The 22,673-nt window shown below is 42.3% G+C and carries 21 protein-coding genes; 5 read left to right on the top strand and 16 right to left on the bottom strand.

Annotation, left to right across the window (positions count from 1 at the left end):
- Position 1: 1 nt before the first annotated feature.
- From ACIQ0C_RS21750 to ACIQ0C_RS21720, 7 genes are all read right to left on the bottom strand, one after another.
- Positions 2 to 805, bottom strand: a complete 804-nt coding sequence (locus ACIQ0C_RS21750; RefSeq protein ID WP_403063892.1) for an ABC transporter permease — start codon at positions 803 to 805, stop codon at positions 2 to 4.
- Positions 795 to 1,904 (bottom strand): ABC transporter ATP-binding protein, encoded by a 1,110-nt coding sequence (locus ACIQ0C_RS21745; RefSeq protein ID WP_402842810.1) that lies wholly within the window; start codon positions 1,902 to 1,904, stop codon positions 795 to 797. Before ACIQ0C_RS21745 ends, ACIQ0C_RS21750 begins: the two co-directional genes overlap by 11 nt.
- Before the next feature lie 62 nt (positions 1,905 to 1,966).
- On the bottom strand, positions 1,967 to 2,509 hold the full coding sequence (locus ACIQ0C_RS21740) for a helix-turn-helix domain-containing protein (RefSeq protein WP_402842808.1): 543 nt from the start codon (positions 2,507 to 2,509) through the stop codon (positions 1,967 to 1,969).
- 622 nt (positions 2,510 to 3,131) lie between these two features.
- Positions 3,132 to 4,517 (bottom strand): protoporphyrinogen oxidase, encoded by a 1,386-nt coding sequence (locus ACIQ0C_RS21735; RefSeq protein WP_403063889.1) that lies wholly within the window; start codon positions 4,515 to 4,517, stop codon positions 3,132 to 3,134.
- Positions 4,518 to 4,697: 180 nt separating this feature from the next.
- The gene (locus tag ACIQ0C_RS21730; RefSeq protein WP_403063886.1) at positions 4,698 to 5,210 is read right to left on the bottom strand and encodes a GNAT family N-acetyltransferase; all 513 of its coding nucleotides are present in this window, start codon (positions 5,208 to 5,210) and stop codon (positions 4,698 to 4,700) included.
- Between the two features lie 120 nt (positions 5,211 to 5,330).
- Positions 5,331 to 7,364 (bottom strand): Na+/H+ antiporter, encoded by a 2,034-nt coding sequence (locus tag ACIQ0C_RS21725; protein ID WP_403063883.1) that lies wholly within the window; start codon positions 7,362 to 7,364, stop codon positions 5,331 to 5,333.
- Between the two features lie 265 nt (positions 7,365 to 7,629).
- Positions 7,630 to 8,520: a diacylglycerol/lipid kinase family protein gene (locus ACIQ0C_RS21720; protein ID WP_403063880.1), complete on the bottom strand. Its 891-nt coding sequence runs from the start codon at positions 8,518 to 8,520 to the stop codon at positions 7,630 to 7,632.
- Between the two features lie 476 nt (positions 8,521 to 8,996).
- Here ACIQ0C_RS21720 and yhfH (ACIQ0C_RS21715) point away from each other — a divergent pair, with 476 nt between their 5' ends.
- From yhfH (ACIQ0C_RS21715) to yhfH (ACIQ0C_RS21695), 5 genes are read left to right on the top strand one after another with little or no spacing between them, the layout of a single operon-like run.
- Positions 8,997 to 9,131 (top strand): protein YhfH, encoded by a 135-nt coding sequence (yhfH, locus tag ACIQ0C_RS21715; RefSeq protein ID WP_402842794.1) that lies wholly within the window; start codon positions 8,997 to 8,999, stop codon positions 9,129 to 9,131.
- Between the two features lie 43 nt (positions 9,132 to 9,174).
- Positions 9,175 to 9,312 (top strand): protein YhfH, encoded by a 138-nt coding sequence (yhfH, locus tag ACIQ0C_RS21710; RefSeq protein WP_082162914.1) that lies wholly within the window; start codon positions 9,175 to 9,177, stop codon positions 9,310 to 9,312.
- 29 nt (positions 9,313 to 9,341) lie between these two features.
- A complete protein-coding gene (gene yhfH / locus ACIQ0C_RS21705) occupies positions 9,342 to 9,479 on the top strand; it encodes a protein YhfH (protein WP_082196596.1) in 138 nt (45 codons plus the stop codon).
- A gap of 30 nt (positions 9,480 to 9,509) precedes the next feature.
- Complete coding sequence (gene yhfH / locus ACIQ0C_RS21700; protein WP_082196596.1) at positions 9,510 to 9,647, top strand: protein YhfH; 138 nt, start codon at positions 9,510 to 9,512, stop codon at positions 9,645 to 9,647.
- Between the two features lie 26 nt (positions 9,648 to 9,673).
- Complete coding sequence (yhfH, locus tag ACIQ0C_RS21695; protein ID WP_072274044.1) at positions 9,674 to 9,814, top strand: protein YhfH; 141 nt, start codon at positions 9,674 to 9,676, stop codon at positions 9,812 to 9,814.
- Between the two features lie 128 nt (positions 9,815 to 9,942).
- On the opposite strand, the gene ACIQ0C_RS21690 is transcribed toward yhfH (ACIQ0C_RS21695), so the two are convergent.
- The 9 genes from ACIQ0C_RS21690 to ACIQ0C_RS21650 all read right to left on the bottom strand — a co-directional run bounded on the left by ACIQ0C_RS21690 (position 9,943) and on the right by ACIQ0C_RS21650 (position 22,314).
- The gene (locus ACIQ0C_RS21690) at positions 9,943 to 11,577 is read right to left on the bottom strand and encodes a PucR family transcriptional regulator (RefSeq protein WP_403063877.1); all 1,635 of its coding nucleotides are present in this window, start codon (positions 11,575 to 11,577) and stop codon (positions 9,943 to 9,945) included.
- A 157-nt stretch (positions 11,578 to 11,734) separates the two neighbouring features.
- Complete coding sequence (locus ACIQ0C_RS21685) at positions 11,735 to 11,953, bottom strand: hypothetical protein (protein ID WP_034304894.1); 219 nt, start codon at positions 11,951 to 11,953, stop codon at positions 11,735 to 11,737.
- A gap of 16 nt (positions 11,954 to 11,969) precedes the next feature.
- Positions 11,970 to 13,454 carry an NCS1 family transporter gene (locus tag ACIQ0C_RS21680; protein WP_402842782.1) on the bottom strand — a complete coding sequence of 495 codons (1,485 nt, stop codon included), beginning with the start codon at positions 13,452 to 13,454 and terminating at the stop codon, positions 11,970 to 11,972.
- Positions 13,455 to 13,495: 41 nt separating this feature from the next.
- Positions 13,496 to 14,914: a dihydropyrimidinase gene (gene hydA / locus ACIQ0C_RS21675; protein WP_403063874.1), complete on the bottom strand. Its 1,419-nt coding sequence runs from the start codon at positions 14,912 to 14,914 to the stop codon at positions 13,496 to 13,498.
- Between the two features lie 14 nt (positions 14,915 to 14,928).
- Positions 14,929 to 16,215 (bottom strand): NAD-dependent dihydropyrimidine dehydrogenase subunit PreA, encoded by a 1,287-nt coding sequence (gene preA, locus ACIQ0C_RS21670; protein ID WP_403063871.1) that lies wholly within the window; start codon positions 16,213 to 16,215, stop codon positions 14,929 to 14,931.
- 27 nt (positions 16,216 to 16,242) lie between these two features.
- Positions 16,243 to 17,601: an NAD(P)-dependent oxidoreductase gene (locus tag ACIQ0C_RS21665; RefSeq protein ID WP_403063946.1), complete on the bottom strand. Its 1,359-nt coding sequence runs from the start codon at positions 17,599 to 17,601 to the stop codon at positions 16,243 to 16,245.
- 711 nt (positions 17,602 to 18,312) lie between these two features.
- Complete coding sequence (hflX, locus tag ACIQ0C_RS21660) at positions 18,313 to 19,578, bottom strand: GTPase HflX (protein WP_403063868.1); 1,266 nt, start codon at positions 19,576 to 19,578, stop codon at positions 18,313 to 18,315.
- A 248-nt stretch (positions 19,579 to 19,826) separates the two neighbouring features.
- Complete coding sequence (locus ACIQ0C_RS21655; RefSeq protein WP_403063865.1) at positions 19,827 to 21,950, bottom strand: heavy metal translocating P-type ATPase; 2,124 nt, start codon at positions 21,948 to 21,950, stop codon at positions 19,827 to 19,829.
- Positions 21,943 to 22,314 (bottom strand): ArsR/SmtB family transcription factor, encoded by a 372-nt coding sequence (locus ACIQ0C_RS21650; RefSeq protein WP_053537069.1) that lies wholly within the window; start codon positions 22,312 to 22,314, stop codon positions 21,943 to 21,945. The genes ACIQ0C_RS21655 and ACIQ0C_RS21650 overlap by 8 nt, the downstream gene beginning before the upstream one ends.
- Positions 22,315 to 22,673: the final 359 nt, after the last annotated feature.

The following is a 22,673-nucleotide window of genomic DNA, read 5'->3' as shown; positions in this document are numbered from 1 at the left end:
TTTACACACCCTGCTTTCGGTTACCCGTTACAAACATAATCAGGAACATTATAATAATCAGAAATACCGCGATTGTGGAACCCATTCCCCAATCCTGTGTTACAAGGAAGTGCTGCTCGATAGCGGTACCAAGTGTAATGACTCGGTTACCGGCAATAAGTCTTGTAAGCATGAACAATGAAAGTGCCGGGATGAAGACTACCTGGCATCCCGTCTTTACACCATCTAACGTCAATGGAAAAATGACACGGCGGAATGTCATCCATCGGGACGCTCCCAAGTCATTGGCCGCATCCAATAGGGTTGGATTCATTTCATCAAGCGCATTGAATATCGGTAAAATCATAAACGGGATGAAAATATAAACCGAAACGAATATGAAGCTGAAATCCGTAAAGAGAATCTGCTGCTTTCCGATACCTACCGCCTCCAGGAAACCATTCGCCACACCATACGTGCCAAAAATACCAATGAAGGCATAAGCCTTCAAAAGTAAATTAATCCAGGAAGGCACGATAATCAGCAAAAGCCAGAACTGCTTATGCTTGGTTTTCGTTAACAAATAGGCTGTCGGGTAAGCGACTAAAAGGGATATTCCCGTAATCAGGAAAGCATACCAAAATGAGCTTAATGTCATTTTTAAATATACTGGCGTAAAGAACTTTTGATAGTTAATCAAGGATAGATTGCCTTCAATGTCAAAGAAGGAATAGTAAAGGATCAATAAAATGGGGGCAATCACGAATAAAGCAATCCATAAGACATAGGGTATGAAGTAAATATTCCGGGATATTTTATTCCTCATGACTTTCCCCATCGTGATACGCTTCCAGACGCTTATCGAACTCTTCTTCAGTTTCACCCAATCGCATGACATGAATCGATTCCGGATCGAAATATAGCCCTATTTCATCTCCTACTGTCACTTTTTTCGTTGATTGGACAAGCCATTCATTACCATCATGGTCATAACAGCTGATTTCATAATGAACACCGCGAAATAGCTGGGAGTCCACCCGAACTTGCAGTTTCCCGCGATCGACCGAAGTAATCTCTAAATCTTCCGGGCGGATGACAATATCGACAGCTTCATTACTGTTCAATCCTTGGTCGACACATTCGAACTGTCTGCCTACGAATTCCACGAGGTAATCTTCAATCATTTTTCCTTTTACAATATTGGACTCACCGATGAAATCGGCAACGAATCGATTCAGCGGTTCATCATATATATCCGTAGGGGTCCCGCTTTGCTGAATTTTCCCTTTGTTAAGGACAAAAATTTCATCTGACATCGCTAATGCTTCCTCTTGATCATGAGTGACGAAGATAAACGTGATTCCAAGCCTCTGTTGCAGCTCCCGCAATTCATATTGCATTTCTGTACGCAATTTCAGATCGAGGGCAGATAGCGGTTCATCCAGCAGAATGACTTCAGGTTCATTAACAATAGCCCTGGCAATGGCTACCCGTTGCCGCTGACCGCCGGACATTTCCCTGATCTCCCGTTTTTCATAACCCTCCAAATTAACAAAGCTGAGTGCTTCCTTCACCTTGATTTCCACTTCAGAATTCTTCATTTTTTTGATCCGAAGACCAAATGCTACATTTTCAAACACATTTAAATGCGGAAAAAGTGCATAATCTTGAAAAACCGTATTCACTTGCCTTTTATTGGCTGGTACATCATTGATCTTTTTTCCTTCAAAATAAATATCACCTTTGGAAGCTTCCGTAAAGCCGGCAATCAAACGAAGGATCGTGGTCTTCCCACATCCGGAAGGACCCAATAGCGTATAGAACTTCCCTCTCTCGATTTCAAAACTAACATTATCGAGAACCACCGTTTCATCATCAAATTGCTTCGTAACCTGATCGAAGCGTATTATATTCCCATTTGCCATAGCTTCTTCCCTCTCTCCATTACCTTACTCATCAATCATCAACGATTGGTTTGTTTTGAATTCTATAAGTATGATTCCGTCACCACGAGTAATAACTCGGACGCTCCTTCAAAATCATTGATGATTTGATGTTCATCTGAAGCATGAAAATAAATCGATTCCCCTGCCTTGACGAAATACGTATGTGTACCTAGCTTTACAATGACTCTTCCGCTTAATACATAACCGAATGTTTCCGACAAGGATGGTTCAAATTGTTTGAACTCCCCTTTTTCCTGGAGAGTCAGACGAATAGGTTCCATTTCCTTTTCATTCGATTCAGGCACGAGCCACTGAATTTGGTATCCCCGTTCTTCATCGATGAAAAATGTTTGTGCTTCTTCTTCATACACTACTTTTTGGACTTGATCCTCATCATCGAAGAACTGCTTCGGCTTGCAGCCGAGTACTTCTAAAATATTGAACAGAGTTTCAATTGAAGGGGAACTAAGATCCCTTTCCAACTGTGAAATATATCCTTTGCTTAAATCGGTTCTTTCGCCCAATTCTTCCTGGGTCAAACCTTTTTTCAAGCGAAGGTTCTTTATTTTTTTCCCAATTTGCATTCCATAACCCTCAATCAGTTTACTTATAGTAAACCCAAAGTAGATAAAGTTTTATATAAGTAAACTTTCAGTTTATTTTTACGAATATCATTATACAGGAAATGCCAGAAACTTCAAACGTAATTTCCAGCATTCGTTAAAAAAGGACTGCCCTTACAGTATAGTTTGCAGATAAACCCAAAGAAAATTATCTACAGTTTTTTTGAGTGATTGTTGAATTGGAACATTGATTTCCCTCCAGGCACTCGCTTTCCGCGGGCGGGGTCTCCCCTGAACACGTTGTGCTTGTTTTAAAATTAAAGATACTTTCTAACATGATTTTATTTCCGCGAAATCGACTTGAAATGATTACTGTAAATCAATAGGTGCGATGAGTAACAATGTTGAAGTCGGCACGGTTGTAACCAAGTATGATAATAATATCCTAGCGCCTCTATTGGAAAACGTGATTGAAAGAGGACACCAAACGAATTTGCGTTTTTTTATAGTACGATGTGCAGAAAGAAAAAGTGGGTTAACACGTCACATTCGAAGTATACGCGGAAGAATCATGAGGGGTAACTATTCTCTATACCTGCTACATTTCCAATAGTAAAAGGACCGCCACCTGGCAGTCCCCCTTTTATAACTTCAGACATATCTCTTCCGCTTTCTTTTCCCCATCAGCAATACAGTCCGGGATTCCGACACCATTGTATGAACAGCCCGCAAGTAATACATTCGGATAATTCTCGGAGATTTTCGCCTCCAGTGATTGAACGATTTGAGGATGTTTAATATGGTAGTTCGGCATATTTTCATGCCATTTCGTCACTTCACTCGTAATTGGATTCCCAGAAATGCTTAGACTGTTCTTAATGTCGCGTAAAGCCACAGAGATCAATTCCTGGTTTGTAAGTGACTGTAATCGTTCATAGTCCGGACTAGAGCTTTTATAAAAAAGCCTTACCAAAAGTTGACTGTTTTCAGAAGTATGCTCCCATTTCCGGCTTGTCCAGGTACATGCATTACAGATCAAATCACTATTATCACCTGCAATGAAACCTGTCCCGTCTTTAGGAAGCATGCTGTCCGGGATATCGAATCCAAGATAAACGCTAATCATCGAACTATTGATCAAGCCGTCGAAGTCCTCATCCAGCTCCCGATCACCCAATAATTTCTGGGCAATTGTATGCGGTGTACTCAATACGATAAAGTCCGTTTCCAGCGTTTCACCGTTTGCCAATGAAATGATGTACCCCTCATCATTTCTTCCGATTTTATCTACACTGACCCCTTTTAAAATCTCGACCATATCGAGCCTTTCCTCTATTCGTTCAACCAATGTTGATAAGCCATTTTTAAACGAAAGGAATTTCTTATTTCCCTTGCTTTTGTATTTCTGCTTATTTTCCGATAGTCCTCGTATTATGCTGCCATATTGATTTTTATAATCCAGCATCTCTGGCAGTGTTTTGGCAATGGTCAATTCATTTAACTTTCCTGAGTAAACACCTGAAAGGACAGGCGATATCTGCTTTTGCACCAATTCCTTGCCTAAGAAGCTTTCAAGAAATAAACCGATGGAGTCATTCTTCGTAAATGTCTCATTCTTTGTGTAGAAATCCTTTAAGGCCTCGACCTTCCCTTGGGCGGAAACCAGATCACTTTTCGCCAGCGACTCCAGACTCATTGGTATTCCGAATAGGGCATCTTCAGGGATTCCCTTCAGCATCCCATCTGTATGGATGAATGATTTTCCCGTCGCATTATAGACGACTTGATCCTCCAGGTTCAATTCTTTAAGAAATGGTTGGATATTCTGTTTCCTTGCGACGATCGAATCGGCACCCGCTTCAATTTTAAAAGGACCGTCGTGCACAGTCCTTATTTTACCGCCTAATTCCTCATTTCCTTCTATTAATACTAATCGTACGGAGAGACTCCTCGCTTTAACTGTTTTTTGTAAATGATACATGGTTGATAATCCGGTAATGCCTCCACCTACGACTACGACTGTTTTCATTAGGACTACACCTCGATTAACGAATTTTGCAATAAGTAAAGTGTACCATAAGGCAGCGGCATTATTAAAAGCAGCCCTTCTAAATCACTGATTTCTTAATGAAACCTGTAACAAATTGGACAAAAAAGACCTCTCCTTTTTGGAAAGGTCTACATGCCAATTATTTTTGTTATCCATCCCTTATTCCATATCCTTGTTCACCGCATCCACTCTATATTCCATTATCTCCATCAACCCGCTTCTGCCTTCCTTTTGAATCCCTGTATCCTGAAACCCCGATTTCGCATAAAGCGTTTTTGCAATCACGTTCTTGATGTTCACTGCCAGAATGATCGAATCCTTGTTTGGAAAAATCCCTTTTACGAATTCCGGAAGGATTTGCAAGGCTTTCTTCGCAATCCCTTTTCCCTGATGTTTTTGATCAACAAGAAATCCCCGGAGCAATATCGCTTTTTTATCGCTGGTGAAAGGGGTGATGTTTTCGCCAATGTGTAAAACGAAAAAGCCAACTGGGATACCATCGGCCAATATTACGATAGGGTGCCTGTCGCAATCTTCCCGGCAATATTTCAGTGACTCTTCCGGCAGAGCTGAAAAAGGGGTTTGTGCATTCGGTAAATAAAACTGGGAAAGCTGGTGAAGATGTTCCGGTAAATAAGGCGTTAAAGTTATGGTCTCGATTTCCTTTTCCATTAAGCACACTCTCTTTCATCAATTATTGAATACAATAATGATTCGATGCCCCGTCCGATATTCCCTTCACAAACCGGAAGGAGCACTGCCGAATATATCGACAGTGCTCCTTCTGTATAATCAATGTGTATTTTCATTGATAGTCAGTGCTTCTCGTAAATTGATTTGCTGGCGGAGTATGTTGGCAACATCACGGGAAATTTGTCGTTTTTCAAACATATCCTGCACTTCGTCCCGTTCTGCCTGGATCGCTTTATAGAACAGCTCTCTTTCATATTCGGCCATTTTACTCGGGGTACGGCCTCTGTTTTCACGTTTGCATTTTAAAATCAACACTTTATACTCTTCTATGATCATCGAGGATGTCTTATGATTATCGGATGTAATTCCGGCTTGTATCTCTTGGATGGCAGCTTTATACATCCTGATTTTAAGATCCCGGACCCTTTCCAATCTCTCAAGATTGATTTTTCTTATTTTACTTTTGTCAGGGAAAAATAATTTTAAAAGCCTCAACATACTTCTTCTGAAAAGCGTTACTGACCTGAAAAAACGGAACTTCAGCCGATTTGTCACGGCACCTTCCATACGCTGGATGTATTCCTTGCATATATACGCCGTTTCCCGGTCCACTTTTTCATCCTTAATGAGTTTATCCAGGAATCTTTGCTCTGCTTCAAGGGCCTTGAAGCGAAGTTCCTTCTCTTCTTCCCTTAATGCAGCCGGTTCTTTCTCCTGTTCTACATAGGACAGTTCATTGATCTTGGTACAATACCTGGAAATGATCGATAAAGCCGCTTCCCGGTTTTCATCTGTCATTTGGGACTCAACCACCCGAATGGCCGCTTGATGTGAGTGAATGGCAGCAGCTTTCGTTTTGTCAGCCTGCTTGTTCACCACTTCCTCTTCTTCCGACCGTGCCACGATTGGCAGGAATACACTCGCAACAATCAAGGTCAGCAATATGACACCTGCTGCAATGAAAATGATTAACGAACGCTCAGGAAAAGGACTTCCATCTGCCAACACATACGGAATCGAAAACGAACCCGCTAACGTTACAGCTCCGCGAACACCGGAAATGGTAATGATCCCGGCAGCTTTGAAGTCCGGTTTTTGGGCTCCCGCTTTTTTCGTCATCCAGCCAATCGACCAGGCAGCCGTAAGCCAAATGAAACGTAAAGCGAAAAGGAAAAGTGTAATGATCACGATATAAAGGATCACTTGTCCATTATTGAAGGCTGGGTCTTGAAAGATTGTTTTCGCAACGCTTGGGATTTGCAAGCCAAGCAAAACGAATACAAGGCCATTCAATACATATAAAATGACGGACCATGTACTCTTTGAAACGACTTGAAGTTCCACTGTTGGTGATATTTCGCGATCTCGTTCAATGGCATGGACTATTCCCCCAGCCACGACTGCCAAAATCCCAGAAAGGTGGAAATGTTCCACAGCGAGGAAAATAATAAAAGGAGTTAGGATTTGGATCAGCATATGCATCGTGACATCTTCCATCCCTAAACGGCGAAGAAATATACGAAGCCTGATAATGATGAAAGCTAGTATTGCTCCACCTACAAAGCCACCAGTTGCAATCCATATGAAACTGAAGGTTGCGTCGACTAAGGAGAAAACACCCGTGACTGTAGCAGCAACGGCAAACTTAAAGGCAACTAAACCTGAGGCGTCATTCATTAGCCCTTCGCCTTCGAGAAGGTGCATGATGCTCTTCGGCAATTTGACACGACTCGCCAAAGCGCTTACTGCCACTACATCCGTAGGTGACAAAATGGCTGCTAAAGCGAACGCTGCCGGCAATGGTATTGAAGGAATCATCCAATTAATTAAATATCCGCCTACCCAAACCGTTATGAATACGAGGCCCAGTGCAAGCATCAGAATGGGTGCCCTCAACTTCCATAGTGCTGTTCGGGGTACATTTTTACCATCATTGAATAATAGGGGTGCGATGAATAATAGCAAAAATAATTCCGTCTCCATCTCAACATGCATACCCAGGGGTAATAGTGCCAATATGACACCTAGTGCTATTTGTATTAATGGTACAGGTATAAAGGGTATAAAATGGTTAATTACATTAGACACTCCAATCAATATAAGAAGCGCTAATATAACAAGAAAAAACTCCATACAAACATCAAACTTCCTCTCTCATCCATAATCGTAACTATAAGCGTAACATACTTATACCCAGTCATTCATGCATTAACTATTCTAACCTGGAATCCCCCTGAATAATGATACCTTTTATAAAAGCGAAGGAGCTTACGTCGTGCACGATGAACACCGCCAACAAACTTCATCAACAAGCTTGGGTAACCTCATAGAAAAAAGCTGATTGGCTAACCCATAATCAGCTTTTCCCACATGATGAATGAAATTGGCACTAAACGGCTCATTTAGTTCCCGGGACGAATAGACGAAGATGTTTATGCAGTACATTTGCCTGGAAAGGAAGAAGAATGCCTTCATCGCCATCGATATTGACTGCAAGTTCCTCTGATGTGGTTAAATGGAGCTTGGATGTTTTAATATATTCAACTTCGTCATTCCCCATGATCTCCCCCCTGATCAAACTGGGAATGATTTTGACGATGAGAGGAAGAGATAAATCCTTGATGATGAATGTGTGCAGCTTTCCATCATTCACTTCCGCCTCTGGTGCGAGTTGTTCAAAGCCTCCGACAGAGTTAGTCATTGTTGCAATTAGTAAATGAGCCTCCCCCATCCACTTTCCGTGATCATGTTCAACCGTTAAAGGAAAAGGAGTCTTTTTAATGATCGCTTTTGCTCCTTCAATGAAATATGCAAAAGACCCAAGACGGGTTTTTTGTTCAATGGTAACATTATAGGTGGCCTCGGCGATTGCCCCTACCGCCAACACATTCATGAAGTAACGGTCATTGATCTTCCCTATGTCCGATTCCTTAATATGCATATCCTTCAATATCTTGATGGCTGCATTGGGATTCAGTGGTATTCCCAAAGACCTGGCGAAATCATTGATGGTTCCTAGTGGAATGATCCCGAAGATAGGCCGATGCTGCTGCTCGCCCAAGCCATTCACTATCTCATTCACCGTTCCATCCCCACCCATGGAAATGACAGCATCTAATCTTTCTGCACAGGCCTCCTTTGCAAAACCCGTCGCATCCCCCTCTCCTTCCGTTTTACGAACGCATACCTCATCAAAAATTTCACCAAGTGCCTTTTCCGCTTTCGGCAAAATCTTCCCTGCCTTTTCCTTGCCTGAAGATGGATTGACGATAATCATCGCTTTCGACATATGCTACCTCCCATTATTGTACTTCTACTAGCAAGTTACCTCTTTACTGATGTATTAAAACCACACAGACAGAAACTTACATATAATCGCAGCCGCTCGAATTTTGCTGACATTTTAGAACAAGCTCTTTTATGTTACATCGACTGTGAAATAGCATTCATTGATCATTGAACTTCCTGTTTCCCATCTGTTACATTAATGCCCATCTCAACACATCGAAAATTGTTTGTCTCTCTCACTCCCTCTTTGTTTTTTCGTTTTATAAAAAGCATTATTTCTTTGAATTCCTACTTGCCTTGAAGAAAAATAAAAAAATAAACAGATGATAATTCCCTTTCCCATAGGGTTTTCACACTATGGGTGAAAAAAATTTTAAATTTTCTGTAAAATACCTATACAATTTCCAAATTCGGGTATATACTGTATTATAACAACAAACAAATAACAAAAACTGTACTATAAAGAGGGGGCGAGACATGCAAGCAAATCAATCAGATTTACTCACAATCGATTCATTTAAACATTGCCCGGAATGTGGTGAAACACATGTGGACCAATCAGATGCCTATCTGATGGAATGCGATCGCTGCCTTTCCAAACGTGAAGAATAAAGCGATCGGAAAATATATCTAACATTAAAAGGAGGAAATCATCATGCAAATGAAAAAATCCATTGAGTTTTTTAACAATATCCCTGCTAAACATTGCCCCGAGTGCGGTGACCATATTATCGAGCATGCTGAATCCTACTTAATGGAATGTGACCGCTGCCTTTCCAGACGTGAAGACTGATTAAACCAAATCAAAAAGGAGGAACCATCATGCAAACTATAAATCCACTGGAATTCTTCAGGACACTGCCGCCTAAACAATGTACGGAGTGCGGAACCCATATCACTGAACAAGCTGAATCCTACTTGATGGAATGTGACCACTGCCTTTCCAAACGCGAAGACTGATTAAAACCAAATCAAAAAGGAGGAACCACCATGCAAACTATAAATCCACTGGAATTCTTCAGGACACTGCCGCCTAAACAATGTACGGAGTGCGGGACCCATATCACTGAACAAGCTGAATCCTACTTGATGGAATGTGACCACTGCCTTTCCAAACGCGAAGACTGATTAAACCAAAATAAGGAGGAATCATCATGCAAACCAAAAACCCATTGGAATTCTTCAGGACACTGCCGCCTAAACAATGTACGGAATGCGGGACCCATATCATTGAACAAGCTGAATCCTACCTCTTGGAATGTGATCGCTGCCTTTCCAAAAAAGATGAATATTAATAAAAGATGCTGACATCAAGGAGCTATATAGGCCATTTTGATGTCAGCATTAACCTTGTTATCTGCCTCCCTTTCCTTGCATTCAAAAAAGGATGTCCCCTGGACACCCTTCAGTCTTACTTATCTTTTTATCTCCCAATATATTTGTCTACATACTTCCCGCTGATCTTCCTGCTGCTGTATTGTAAGAAGTCCAATGCAAAAATCATGAATTCAAGGCCCAAACGCTTATCGGAACGCATAAAATCAGAACCTAGCAGTTTCTCCAATTTTTCAAGCCTGTGATATAACGTTTGCCGGACAATGAATAATTGTTTTGATGTTTCCTGTTTAGAACCGTTACAGGCAAGGTAGGTCTTCAGGGTAGGCATTAACTCCCCATTGTTTTGCTTGTCATATTCAATGACAGGACCTAAATATTCATATACCGTTTCCTCCAGATTGCCATGTTTATTTATGAGTGAAATCATGCGATGCATATGTAAGTCCTGATAAAAGAAGCTCCTGTTATCCTCTGGTAATGTATCCTGAAGCAGCAAAGTCTCACGGGCCGTTTCATAACTTTTATAAATCTCACTTAACCTTTGAACATGCTTACCAAACCCAATGGAAAGCAGACCCATTCGATTACGCCCGCTTACATCCATTTTCATGATTCGATCCACCGCGCTTGTAACCCTTGATTTCCAATCTTCGGATGAACGATTATCACCTAAAATAAAAACAAGATGCTGCTGTATTTCAATGGAAAATATCTGAAAGCCGTACTGTTCAAAAACCGTTCTAAACATTATCTTAAAATAGGTTCCATCTAATTTTGCGGAATTTTTATTATACTTTGGGTGTTGTTTGCAAATGCAAACAATTCCACCATCCAACTGCATTTTCGGATCAATATAGGAAAGCCTCTCCCGGATTGCTTCGTCACTATATTCACCTTCAATCCAATTTGTAAGCCATAAACTTTCTTCCGACATTTTCTTTTCTTCTATATATAACTCCCTTAATAAATGCTGTGCCAATGCGGTAGCCGTTCGATCCATGATCAGTGAATCAAAATCAGTCAACTCTCTGCCGTTGCTGCAAATGAGCAGTTCCGCATAATTTTCACCAAGCACTTGAATCGGCTGTCCAAGAACGGTTTTATCCAATTTCCGCTTCTCATCGTATATGTCCGCTACCATTTGATAGGTTGTTTTTTTCTTTATTTTTGGAATGCTGGCTATATCATTTTCATTAAAGATAAGAATAACCTGTACATTTAAATAACTGTGGAGAAATGTTAGAATTGGTTCATAATGGTCAATTTCGAGGAGATTTTTATTTAACTGCTGTGAGTAGTTTTCTAAGTTGGAGATCATCTGATATTGTTTATTGATGATAAGGGAATGTATATCCTGCGTGATTTCTACGAAAGGGACTTCTTCATGAAATAGGATGATAGGGAATTGCCGTTCATTTGCGAGATCGATGGCACATTGCGGCACTGCCATGGTGTTGGCGCCAATCTCTATACAGAGCCCAGCTGCATCACATTCTATTAACTGTCTTAAATAGGATAGAAATGTGTCATCGCAGTCTTTCCACCCTAAACCGGTAGTCAGTATCAGTTCGTTTCCATTTAGCAAATGGCTGATTTGGGTGACTTCCATGCAGTGGACCCACTTCACTTGACGCTTTATCCCACTGCTGCCTGCAATTATATCAGTCTGATTAAAATGCTTGCGTGTTAGAATTTCCTCGATTGTAATCGATGTATTCATCCAGCCACATCCTTTTATAAAACTGCTTTAAAATCTATTATAAACGGACAACCCTTAAATCTCCATACACTTGTCAGAAAATCTAACGTCAAAATTCTACAAAAAACTCGAACAAAAAGGACCCATTCGTGAGGAATAGGCCCGGTCCATAACCATTTCAATTCAACTTTTTTTTGAAAAGCAATGTAGAGAAGTATTTCCTTCCTTCCGGGGTTTTGATGTTCAATTGCTTCCATTCCTGCTTCGTTCCTTCAATCAGTTCAAAATCGAGAAAGGCTCCACTTAAACTTTCGGAAACCCGGGTGATTCGATATCCTCTTTCAAGCAAAAAATCGATTTGTTCCCTTTCTAAGCGATACTCTTGATATTCGGACATTTCCATTCCCCCTTTTTCAAACGTTCTCCTTGCCGGTCGAAGCTGTAAAAACCATCTCTTCCTCAAGTTCTGGACCTTTTCCGATTATCCAATCCCTTCCAACTGAAATGCCTAGATATTTCTCGTCGCTCGGATCAATGATTTCAGCTTGTTCATATCGCTTGAACCACCAATACTTAGCTAATATAAAATAACTTGCACCGCCAAGAAGAAAGCCAATAATAAACGAATAATTTGAAAAAATCGTGGCACCAATCCCTCCAATCACCCAAGAAATGATTCCTGCCCAATTCACTCCATTCAAGTACTTATACTGGCCTTCACTTTCATAGAGTTCTTGTACATTCACTCTCCGTTTACGAAGGAAATAGTAATCCGCTACCAGGATGCCGACAATGGATGCCAGGATTCCACCTATTATTAATAAAACTTCTATTATGATCCCGAAAAGGCTCCATGGCTGAACTACTATCCCAATAACCCCCGCTACGACGACCCCCGCCCAAAATGGCATTTTAGGACCCAAGACATTGGAGAAAATGGTAGCCGCGGGAATGACATTGGCCGTAGTATTCGTCGACCATTGAGCAAATACAATCATGATCAAAAGGACGCCGAGGGCAATTCCGCTTGCTGATCCCTGTATGGCAACTACAGGATCATAATTGGAAACAGCCATATAAGAAACCGCTCCGATAATCACCATGAACGTCTGGGTGATGGGATAGGTGATAATATTCCCAATTATTTGCCCCTTATTGCGCTTGAACCAATTTTTTTCATTTTTTGGTGCCTTTATATAGCGGGAAAGCGTGGGCATATCTGCAGTCAACGTGCCCCAAAATCCCATATTTGCCATTATGACGACCATGAAAGCCGTGGCGGCTGCCCCGCCAGTGACCGGGCTTTCAATCCAGGACCATACATCCCTTCCTTGGGCCACAGCCTGATCGGATAGGGTGAAATACATCCAGCCAGAAATTAAAATGATGACGGGCGCCGCCAAGTCGGCGAATCGTTCAATCGACTTTATTCCCATTGCCGTGTTGACTAATTGTAAAACGGCAAAAATGAGGAAGCAGATAAACCAATTATCAAAGTCAAAAAGAGTTGTGAAGATCGCGTTCATTGCAGTGGCTCCAAAGTAAGTATTGAGGCCGAACCAGCATGACGCTACAAAACCGCGTACAACCGAAGGGATGTGGGTGCCAATCGTACCGAACGGCGCCCTCATATAGACTGGGAATGATATTCCATGCTCAACACCAATATCCCCTGTCATTGTCATCAAAAAGCCGAGAACCACACAGGCAATGACCGTTGCAAGAACGACCCAGCCTAAGGATAAACTTTGAACACCGTTCCCACCGATCGCGAAGGCAGCCAATACTACAGCCATGCCCACCCAAATGAAACCAAATCCGGCTGCACTTATGTTTTTCTCACTATGAGGTATAGGCAGCAAATCGGGAGACTTTAAATAATCTTTCTTCTCACTCATAAAAATCCCCCTAAATTAATTTGCAAGATTCCTTACCGAAGTTAGACTGTAAGCTTTTTCCCGGTATCCGGCTTCAGCGCCGCATTATATTTTGCCCGTTTCAGGAATTGTCCTTTTCCAGCTTCACCTACAAATTGTTTGTCTTTAATGACGAATTGACCTCTCGATAAAACCGATACCGGTTCACCCGTAATTTCCATACCTTCAAACGCATTATAATCCACAGCCATGTGATGAGTATCTGCAGAAATGGCCCTTTCGACTTTCGGGTCAAAAATGACTATATCAGCATCCGAACCTACTGCAATCGTCCCTTTCTTAGGGAATAATCCAAATAGTTTGGCAGCGCGCGTAGAGGTCATGTCGACAAATTGATTCAAGGTAATTCGCTCTTTCATGACCCCTTCAGAAAAGAGGATACTCATGCGATCCTCAATCGTTGGGCCGCCGTTCGGTATTTTCGTGAAATCTTCACGTCCAAGTTCCTTCTGTCCCTTAAAATCAAAAGAGCATTGATCGGAGCCGATCGTTTGGAGCTGCCCCATTTTCAAAGCATTCCATAGCACTTCCTGGTTTTTCTTATCCCTTAACGGCGGGGACCATACATACTTTGATCCTTCGAAATGGGGCTTTTCAAGATAAGACTGGTCAAGAACCAAATATTGCGGACAAGTCTCACCCCATATATCCACCCCTTTATTTCTTGCCTCAGTGATCTTTTCAACCGCATCTTCACAGGTGACATGGACGACATAGAGCTGGCCATTTGCCATTTCCGTCAGTTTAGCTGCACGTCCAGTTGCTTCCCCTTCAAGCTCCGGAGGCCTTGTTAATGCATGGTAAATTGGATCGGTGTTACCTTCAGCAAGCGCCTGCTTTGTAAGATAATCGATGACATCACCATTTTCAGCATGAACCATGACAAGTGCGCCAAGTTCCTTTGCTTGCAACAAAGTGCGGTATAGTGTGGCATCATCAGCTTGAAAAACATTCTTGTAAGCCATGAACACTTTAAAGGAAGAAATCCCTTCGTTATCGATGATACTTGGCAACTCAGCCAATACATCATCATTAATCTCACTGATCATTAAATGAAAACCATAATCTATGGCCGCTTTTTCATGGGCCTTTTCATGCCATGTTTCAATTGCTTTCTTTAACGGCACCCCTTTTTCGGTCAGGCAAAAATCGATGATCGTTGTCGTGCCTCCATATGCAGCAGCGATTGTACCCGTTTCATAATCATCCTTTGTCGTTGTCCCGCCAAACGGCATATCGAGATGGGTATGCGGATCAATGCCCCCCGGAAAAATATATGCGCATTTTGCATCAATGATTTCAGCTCCCTCAGCCGGCAGGTCCTTGCCAATCATTGCAATCTTCTCATTTTCAATCAATATATCCGCTTGATACGTATCTGCAGCCGTTGCAATCATTCCATTTTTAATGATTTTCTTCATATTCGACCCCTCCATCATTTTACGAAATCAACACTTTCACTGCTTATGCCCCCAAGGAGCGATTGGCGTTCATTCCAAGTCATTGGCGGTAATTCATTTGTCAATTCGATCATATTGATCGCCCCATCTACCGGACAGACGATCGAGCAAAGATTACAGCCCACGCAATCCTCTTCGCGCACTCTCAAGAAGGAGCTGCCTGACGCGTCCTTTAACATATCTATACATTGATGGGATGTATCTTCACACGCAATATGGCATTTATTGCAGTTAATGCACACATCATTATCAATGCGTGCAACGACCTTATAATTAAGGTCTAAATTCCCCCAGTCGGAATAGCGCGGTACGGACTTACCGACAATATCCATCACGGAGGAAATCCCTTTTTCATCAAGGTAATTGGACAAGCCATCGATCAAGTCTTCAACTATTCTAAAACCGTGATGCATGGCAGCCGTACAAATTTGCACCCCCGTCGAACCCATCAATAAAAATTCCACCGTATCCTGCCAATTTGAAATGCCGCCAATTCCCGAAATGGGAACATTGATCATTTTATTCCTTGCACACTCTGCCACCATATTCAAAGCAATCGGCTTCACGGCGGGACCGCAATACCCTCCGTGAGCACCCTTTCCGCCTACATGGGGAATCGTATTCCATGAATGGATATCCACTCCTGCCAAGCTGTTGATCGTATTGATCATGCTTATTGCATCCGCTCCGCCGCGCACCGCCGCTTCAGCCGTAACCGTAATGTCGGTTATATTGGGTGTAAGCTTGACGATGACGGGTTTGGATGCAGCTTCCTTCGCCCAGTATGTTTGCTTTTCCACTAGTTCGGGAACCTGTCCCGAAGCAGCTCCCATCCCACGCTCTGCCATACCGTGCGGGCAGCCAAAGTTCAACTCGTAACCATCAACCCCTACATCTTCTATACGCTTGATGATCTCATGCCACTTTTCCTGTTGTGGCTCCACCATCACCGATGCAATGATTGCATGATCAGGGAACCTCTTCTTCGTTTCATATATTTCTTTCAGATTCACTTCAAGCGGACGATCCGTAATCAATTCTATATTGTTGAACCCGGCAACTCTTTGTCCATTAAAACTGACCGCTGCAAAACGTGATGAGACATTCAGGATGGGATCACCCAATGTCTTCCAAACAGCTCCCCCCCATCCAGCTTCAAATGCGCGCTGGACTTGATAACCCGAATTAGTAGGTGGTGCTGAAGCAAGCCAAAAAGGATTGGGAGATTTAATACCTGCAAGATCAATTGATAAATCAGCCATGATAAGCCTCCTATTTTTCATAGTTATTTAAGCAATATCCACCGCTTCGCCCATCAAAATCGAGTCAATTTCATAGGCTGTCTTCTTCCCTTGCTGGGCAGCTGAAACAACCATTGCCTCACCTTGGCCTTTTCCGAAGATCACGTCACCGCACGCAAAGATCTTTTCATTCGATGTCCTGTAGGAATCACCATCCAATGTTACGACGCCATCATCATGTTGAATGCCGAACTGTTCAATCAATCCTACATACCTGGATTGGCCTATGGCACGAATGACCCCATCGACCGGTATGACGAACTCTGATCCGGTAATTTGGACTGGACGGCGCCGGCCATCTTCACCAGCCTCGCTAAGCACCATCTTTACGCACTCGATACCCGTAACCTGACCGCTTTCATCCGATAGGATCCTGGAGGGGGCAGTCAGCCAGTGAAACCCGACACCTTCTTGTTTGGCAAACTCAAATTCAAAATCATAGGCAGTCATTTCCTTTTGGGTACGACGATAAATAATGCTCACCTGTTCGGCGCCCAGGCGAACAGAACAGGTCGCGGCATCGATCGCCGTGTTTCCAGCCCCAATTACCGCCATCTTCTTCCCAATGAATTTATCAGTGATTGCCCCTGTTTTCGTTGCCTTTACGAAATCGATTGCATCATAAACTTCAGCCAAATCCTCCCCTTCAATCCCAAGCTTAGGAACATCGGACATGCCGATCGCTAAAATGACCGCATCATAGTCGGCAGTCAGCTGATTTGCGGAAACATCCACCCCGACCCGTGTATTCGTTTTAATATCAACATCCAAACTCTTTACTTGTTCAACTTCCCAATAAGAAATGCTCTGAGGTAAACGGAACGATACAATTCCGTAAGTATTTAATCCGCCTGGATTCTTTTCAGCTTCGAAAATGGTTACACTGTAGCCAAGCAAGGCTAACTCCCTTGCTGCAGACAAACCCGCCGGACCGCTTCCTACAATGGCAACTTTTTTGCCATTCTTCTTCCCGGCCTTGAATAGGGCTTGTTTATTTTGGATGGCCCAATCTGTGGAATAACGCTGGAGATTGCCAATCATGATCGGCTTTGTAGAATGGTTCAGGACACATGCCCCCTCACATAACTCTTCAGTCGGACATACCCGCGCGCAGCTGGCACCGACAGGATTGGCCGTCATGATTGTCTTGGCCGACCCTTTAAAATTACCTGAAGCTATCTTCTTAATAAAACCAGGAATATCTATTCCGGTCGGACAGGCTTGGATACATGGGGCATCATAGCAGTATAAACATCGATTCGATTCTTCCAAAGCTTCCCTTGGGGATAAACCCCTCTCCGCTTCCTGAAAGTTAATCTCTAGACCACCTTTTAACGGGCTCGTCATACTCATCCACTATTTCTCCTTCCAAACATTTATTTTCGAAAAATAAAAAGGGAGGAATTGCATGCATTAACTCTACTGTCCTCATATTTAAACGATTGAAAGCATTGCCAATATGGTTTCCATCAATTTTTTCACCTAACAAGTCATGGCGATTTCCCAGCCAAAAATCTCTTATTTTGTTCATTATTTTCTATCATTCTCTCACTGGTCACGCCTCGGTCCCTGCTTCCTTCTAACACAAAGAGCCCCCCCTACTAATCATAAAAACCCAAATCCTGATGATAAATCTGAGAATTGAGTATTCTTTATTTTATAATGTTGAAAAGCAAGTTACATTATACAAAGTGTAAAGTGTTTCCAGATGCTAAATATGCAATATGTAATATTCATGTTATATTTCCTAACAATAAGTGATAAACATCGTCATTTTTCTACATTCAAACTTACTCTTCATCATACTTACCGATATTCTTTAGATGATTTGTTCCGAAAACCTACTTATCAACACTTTGTCCACATAACAAAAAGCCCAGAAACGCAAATCTTGGTTTCCTGGGTCTTTTCACTCTTATCCACAACTTATTCACATATTATACGGCACTATTCTCTTTGTTTTTGCAGAACAGAGGCATTTCACCAGAAGTTATCCACATTAACGAATCGACTTTTCCACTTACCAACAAACCGTTAACAATTTATCAACAGGCAGGTTCATTCCGGATGAATAACGTATCGTTTATATTTCTCATAATCCGTTCTCTTGCACTCAAGCTTTATTCGATATCCGATTTCCTCATATTCCGTTTCCGTTATGTGACCATTTTCATTGAAATAAGAAACCAGCTGTCCTTGATCAAATGGAATCAGCATTTCACAGTGAGTATAGTCGACAAAAATATGCTTGCGAATTTGATCTATCAATTCTTCGATGCCAACTTTGTTTTTTGCTGACATATATACAGAGCCACGATTCACCTGAGGGATATCCAAATCGGTAAGGTCCGCTTTATTATAGGCAAAAATCGTCGGAATCCCTTTAATCCCTATCTCGTTTAAAGTCTTTTCCGTTATCTCCATTTGCTGCTCATGATTAGGATTGGAAAAATCGACAACATGGATCAACAGATCCGCTTCTACCACTTCTTCTAATGTGGATCGGAATGCTTTCACTAGATGATGCGGCAATTTAGACACAAATCCCACCGTATCCGTCAATAAAAATTCCTTTTTATCCGGCAGCGGAATGTTTCGGACGGACGTCTCAAGCGTAGCGAACAGCATATCCTTCTCCAACACCTGCTTCTCGGCATTTGGATGGAACATCTCAATCAGTGCATTCATGATCGAAGATTTACCTGCATTGGTATAACCGACTAAGGATACGACAGGGATGGCATTCTTTTTCCGCTGTTTCCTCTGCGTTTGCCTATGTGCAACAAGTTCTTCCAGTTCTTTATTCAAAACACTTATATTTTCTTCGATTCTCCTGCGGTCAAGCTCTAACTGCTTTTCACCTGCACCTTTGTTTGTACCGACCCCGCCACTCTGACGCCCTAATGACTCCCTTAAACCAACGAGACGCGGGAGCATATACTGCAGCTTTGCCACTTCTACCTGAAGCTGTGCTTCCTTTGTTTTCGCCCGATGCGCGAAGATATCCAGAATCAAGATTGTCCGGTCGATTACCTTGCAATCCATATCCCTCTCCAGATTACGAAGTTGCGAAGGGGAAAGCTGATCATTAAAAATGACGACATTAGCTTCTTTATGCTCAACGAGATTTTTTACTTCCTCGATCTTCCCGGTACCGATTAAATGTGATGAGTTCACTCGATGCAAATTCTGTGTGATGGTCCCTAGAACCTCTACCTCACATGCTTCCGTTAAATTGGCCAATTCCTCCATTGAATACTCAAAATCCTTTTGACCGTTGAGATTGACTCCAACCAAGATTGCCCTCTGCTGTAATTCCATCATTTCAAATCCCTTCCGTACATACCTTACTCCCTTTAATATACTTAAACAAACCTATCATACTGCCTAAAACAGCCACATTGTAGCATACCAGGCATCACTTGCATAACGATTCCTGCCCTTTAATAAAATTAAACAAAAAAATAACAGGATCGATTAATTTTTTTCAAAGTTTCACATGAAACAATTGGAAAGCTATAAATAAAAGCTCCCTGGTGCACCTTAAGATGCACCAGGGAGCCCATATTATTCTACTCTTTTATTCTCAATAACCTAAGACTGTTCAATGTAACTAATAACGTCGCACCCATGTCGGCAAAAATTGCCATCCAAAGTGTTAACCAGCCCGGAGCTATCAATAATAAGGCCAGGATTTTAATCACCAATGAAAACGTGATGTTCTGCTTAATGATTTTTAATGTTTTACGGCTTAAGCGGATAGTATAAGGCAGCTTCGATAAGTCATCACCCATTAAGGCAATATCGGCTGTTTCAAGGGCCGTATCAGTGCCCGCCCCGCCCATTGCGATTCCTACCGTGGAAGCGGCCAAAGCCGGGGCATCATTGACACCATCGCCTACCATGGCCACTCGATCGTATTTTTGTTTCCATCGTTTGATGATGGTCAATTTATCCTGCGGCAATAGCTCCGCCTCAATCTCATGAACGCCAGCTGCCGCTCCAATTGCTTTTGCCGTTCCGATATTATCGCCAGTCAGCATGATCGTTTTTTCAATGCCCAAAGCATGCAGTTTCCGAATCGCTTCCTTACTGCTTTCCCTTATTTCATCAGATACCGCGATGAGTGCCAGAAGCTTCACTTGATCGCCAAGCAGCATCACCGTTTTCCCTGTATTTTGATAGCCGCTGATTAATTTAAGCACATCATCAGAGAAAACCATACCTGCCTCTTCTTCAAAAAGGTGAGGTTTACCAATGTAATAGATTCCTTGATTGATTTTCCCTTTTATGCCTTTACCGGTGATCGCAGTAAAATCCTCCACCAATAAAGAATGATAGTCCACATCGTGGTTTTCCGCCTTTTGAAGAATGGCCGTGGCAAGGGGGTGCTGTGATCTGCTTTCTAAAGCAGCAGCGATAGCCAGCACGTCCTGTTCATTCAACACATCAGATAACACCATGAAATCAGTCACTTCAGGTACGCCCTTTGTTAAAGTACCCGTTTTATCAAACGCGATTGCCTTTAAGGCGCCTGCTTCCTCCAAATGGACCCCGCCTTTAATCAGCACACCATGTTTGGCAGCATTTCCGATTGCTGTCACGATGGCGATGGGCGTTGAAATGACCAAAGCACAAGGACAGCCGACAACCAGTACAGCCAATCCCCGGTAAATCCATTCACTCCAATCCCCGTCCATCACAATCGGGGGTAATACGGCAATGGCCAAGGCAATGAGCATGATGGCCGGCGTATAGAATTTTGCGAATTTATCCACGAAGGCTTGGGAAGGGGCCTTTTCGGCCTGTGCTTCTTCAACAAGGTGGATGATTTTTGCAATCGTCGTATCCTCGACTCGCTTCGTGACCTCCACTTCGAGCAGCCCTTCACCATTTAAGGTTCCGGCAAACACTTCACCATCAACCGTTTTAAAAACCGGCTCGGATTCCCCAGTAATGGCTGCTTGATTAAGTGTCGAGGCCCCATTCATGATCCGGCCATCCATTGCAAGTTTTTGACCCGGTTTAACGATCATGATGTCGCCCACTACAATCTCATCAACAGCAACCATCATTTCGTGATGCCCTCTACGGATCAAGGCTTCTTTAGGTGCGATGTTCATTAATGATTCGATGGAATTACGGGCTTTATCCATTGAATATTTTTCCAGTACCTCACTTATCGCAAATAGGATGACGACGGTCGCCCCCTCTCCCCATTCACCAAGCACGGCCGCTCCGATGATGGCAACCGTCATAAGGGTGTGCATATCAAAGCGAAGCCTTACAAGGTTTTTCAATCCACTGACAAATAATGAATATCCCCCAACTATGATTGCTGCCGCATAACCGATTACCGGCATGATGCTTCCATCAGCATATCGATTATCCAATATCCAGCTGACCAGCAATAGGATAACCGAAAACACCACTTTAATATTTTCTTTTTGCTTCCAAAATGGTTCCTTTTGCGTTACCTGTTCCTGTTCACCGCGGATCTTCAGGTTATCGAAAGCTCCCGCCTTTTCAATCTCTTCAATGGTAGCGCTGCCCTGTACCGAAATCTTCGAGGCCCCAAAGTTGATTTTGGCATCCTTCACACCCTCTAGTTCACGGACATTGTTCTCGAATTTAGCCGCACAATTCGTGCAGGATAGACCCTGGATACGATATGTTTTCATTGGGGACTCAGCCATCGACCCTTACCTCCTGCTGATGTTCTAATGCAATGAGAATCAATTGCTTAATATGGTGATCATCCAAAGAATAAAAAGCCAACTTTCCTTCTTTTCGGTATTTTACGATTGCATGTTTATATAGGGTACGAAGATGATGTGACGTTGTCGCCATCGAAGCACCAATGATATTGGCCAGATCGCACACACACAATTCCTCGTCCGTACAGAGCGCATAAGCTATCTTCGCCCTATTTTCATCGCCTATAACTTTAAACAGCTTTGACATGCTGGATATATCCACCTGGCCCATTTCCTCTTGAATGCGATTGACCTTCACTTCATCATGCAGGTGAACATCACATATATCTTTCAGTTCCGTCATCTTCTCACACCCTCATTCAAATCTTCGTTTGATTATAATATAACATAATACCCTGAATATTCAAATCCATATTTGAATGTATGGGAATCTTTTCTCCTTCCTCCAAGTTAGTGAAAGCGCCCTTATGTCTTTATATGTGGGCCATCGTTTTTTTGTTTCCCTTTTTGAACAAAATGGTCATGCTGTTCTCTTCCCTAATCTTCAGGCAAAAAAAAGATGGGACATAAATTCCTTTACGCCCCTTCAATCCGATGATTTCAGTAATTACCTATCGTTACCTTGATAAGTATAATATATTTAATTTAGTATTTTTTAGAAAAACTATGATATACTTAGTCAAACCTTTTTAAGCGTTTTAC

The organism is Peribacillus sp. NPDC096448 (assembly GCF_044762675.1).
GTDB classification, from domain to species: Bacteria; Bacillota; Bacilli; order Bacillales; family DSM-1321; genus Peribacillus; species Peribacillus frigoritolerans_B.
Note: the sequence above shows the minus strand (reverse complement) of the source record. Positions and strands in the feature narration are given on the sequence as shown.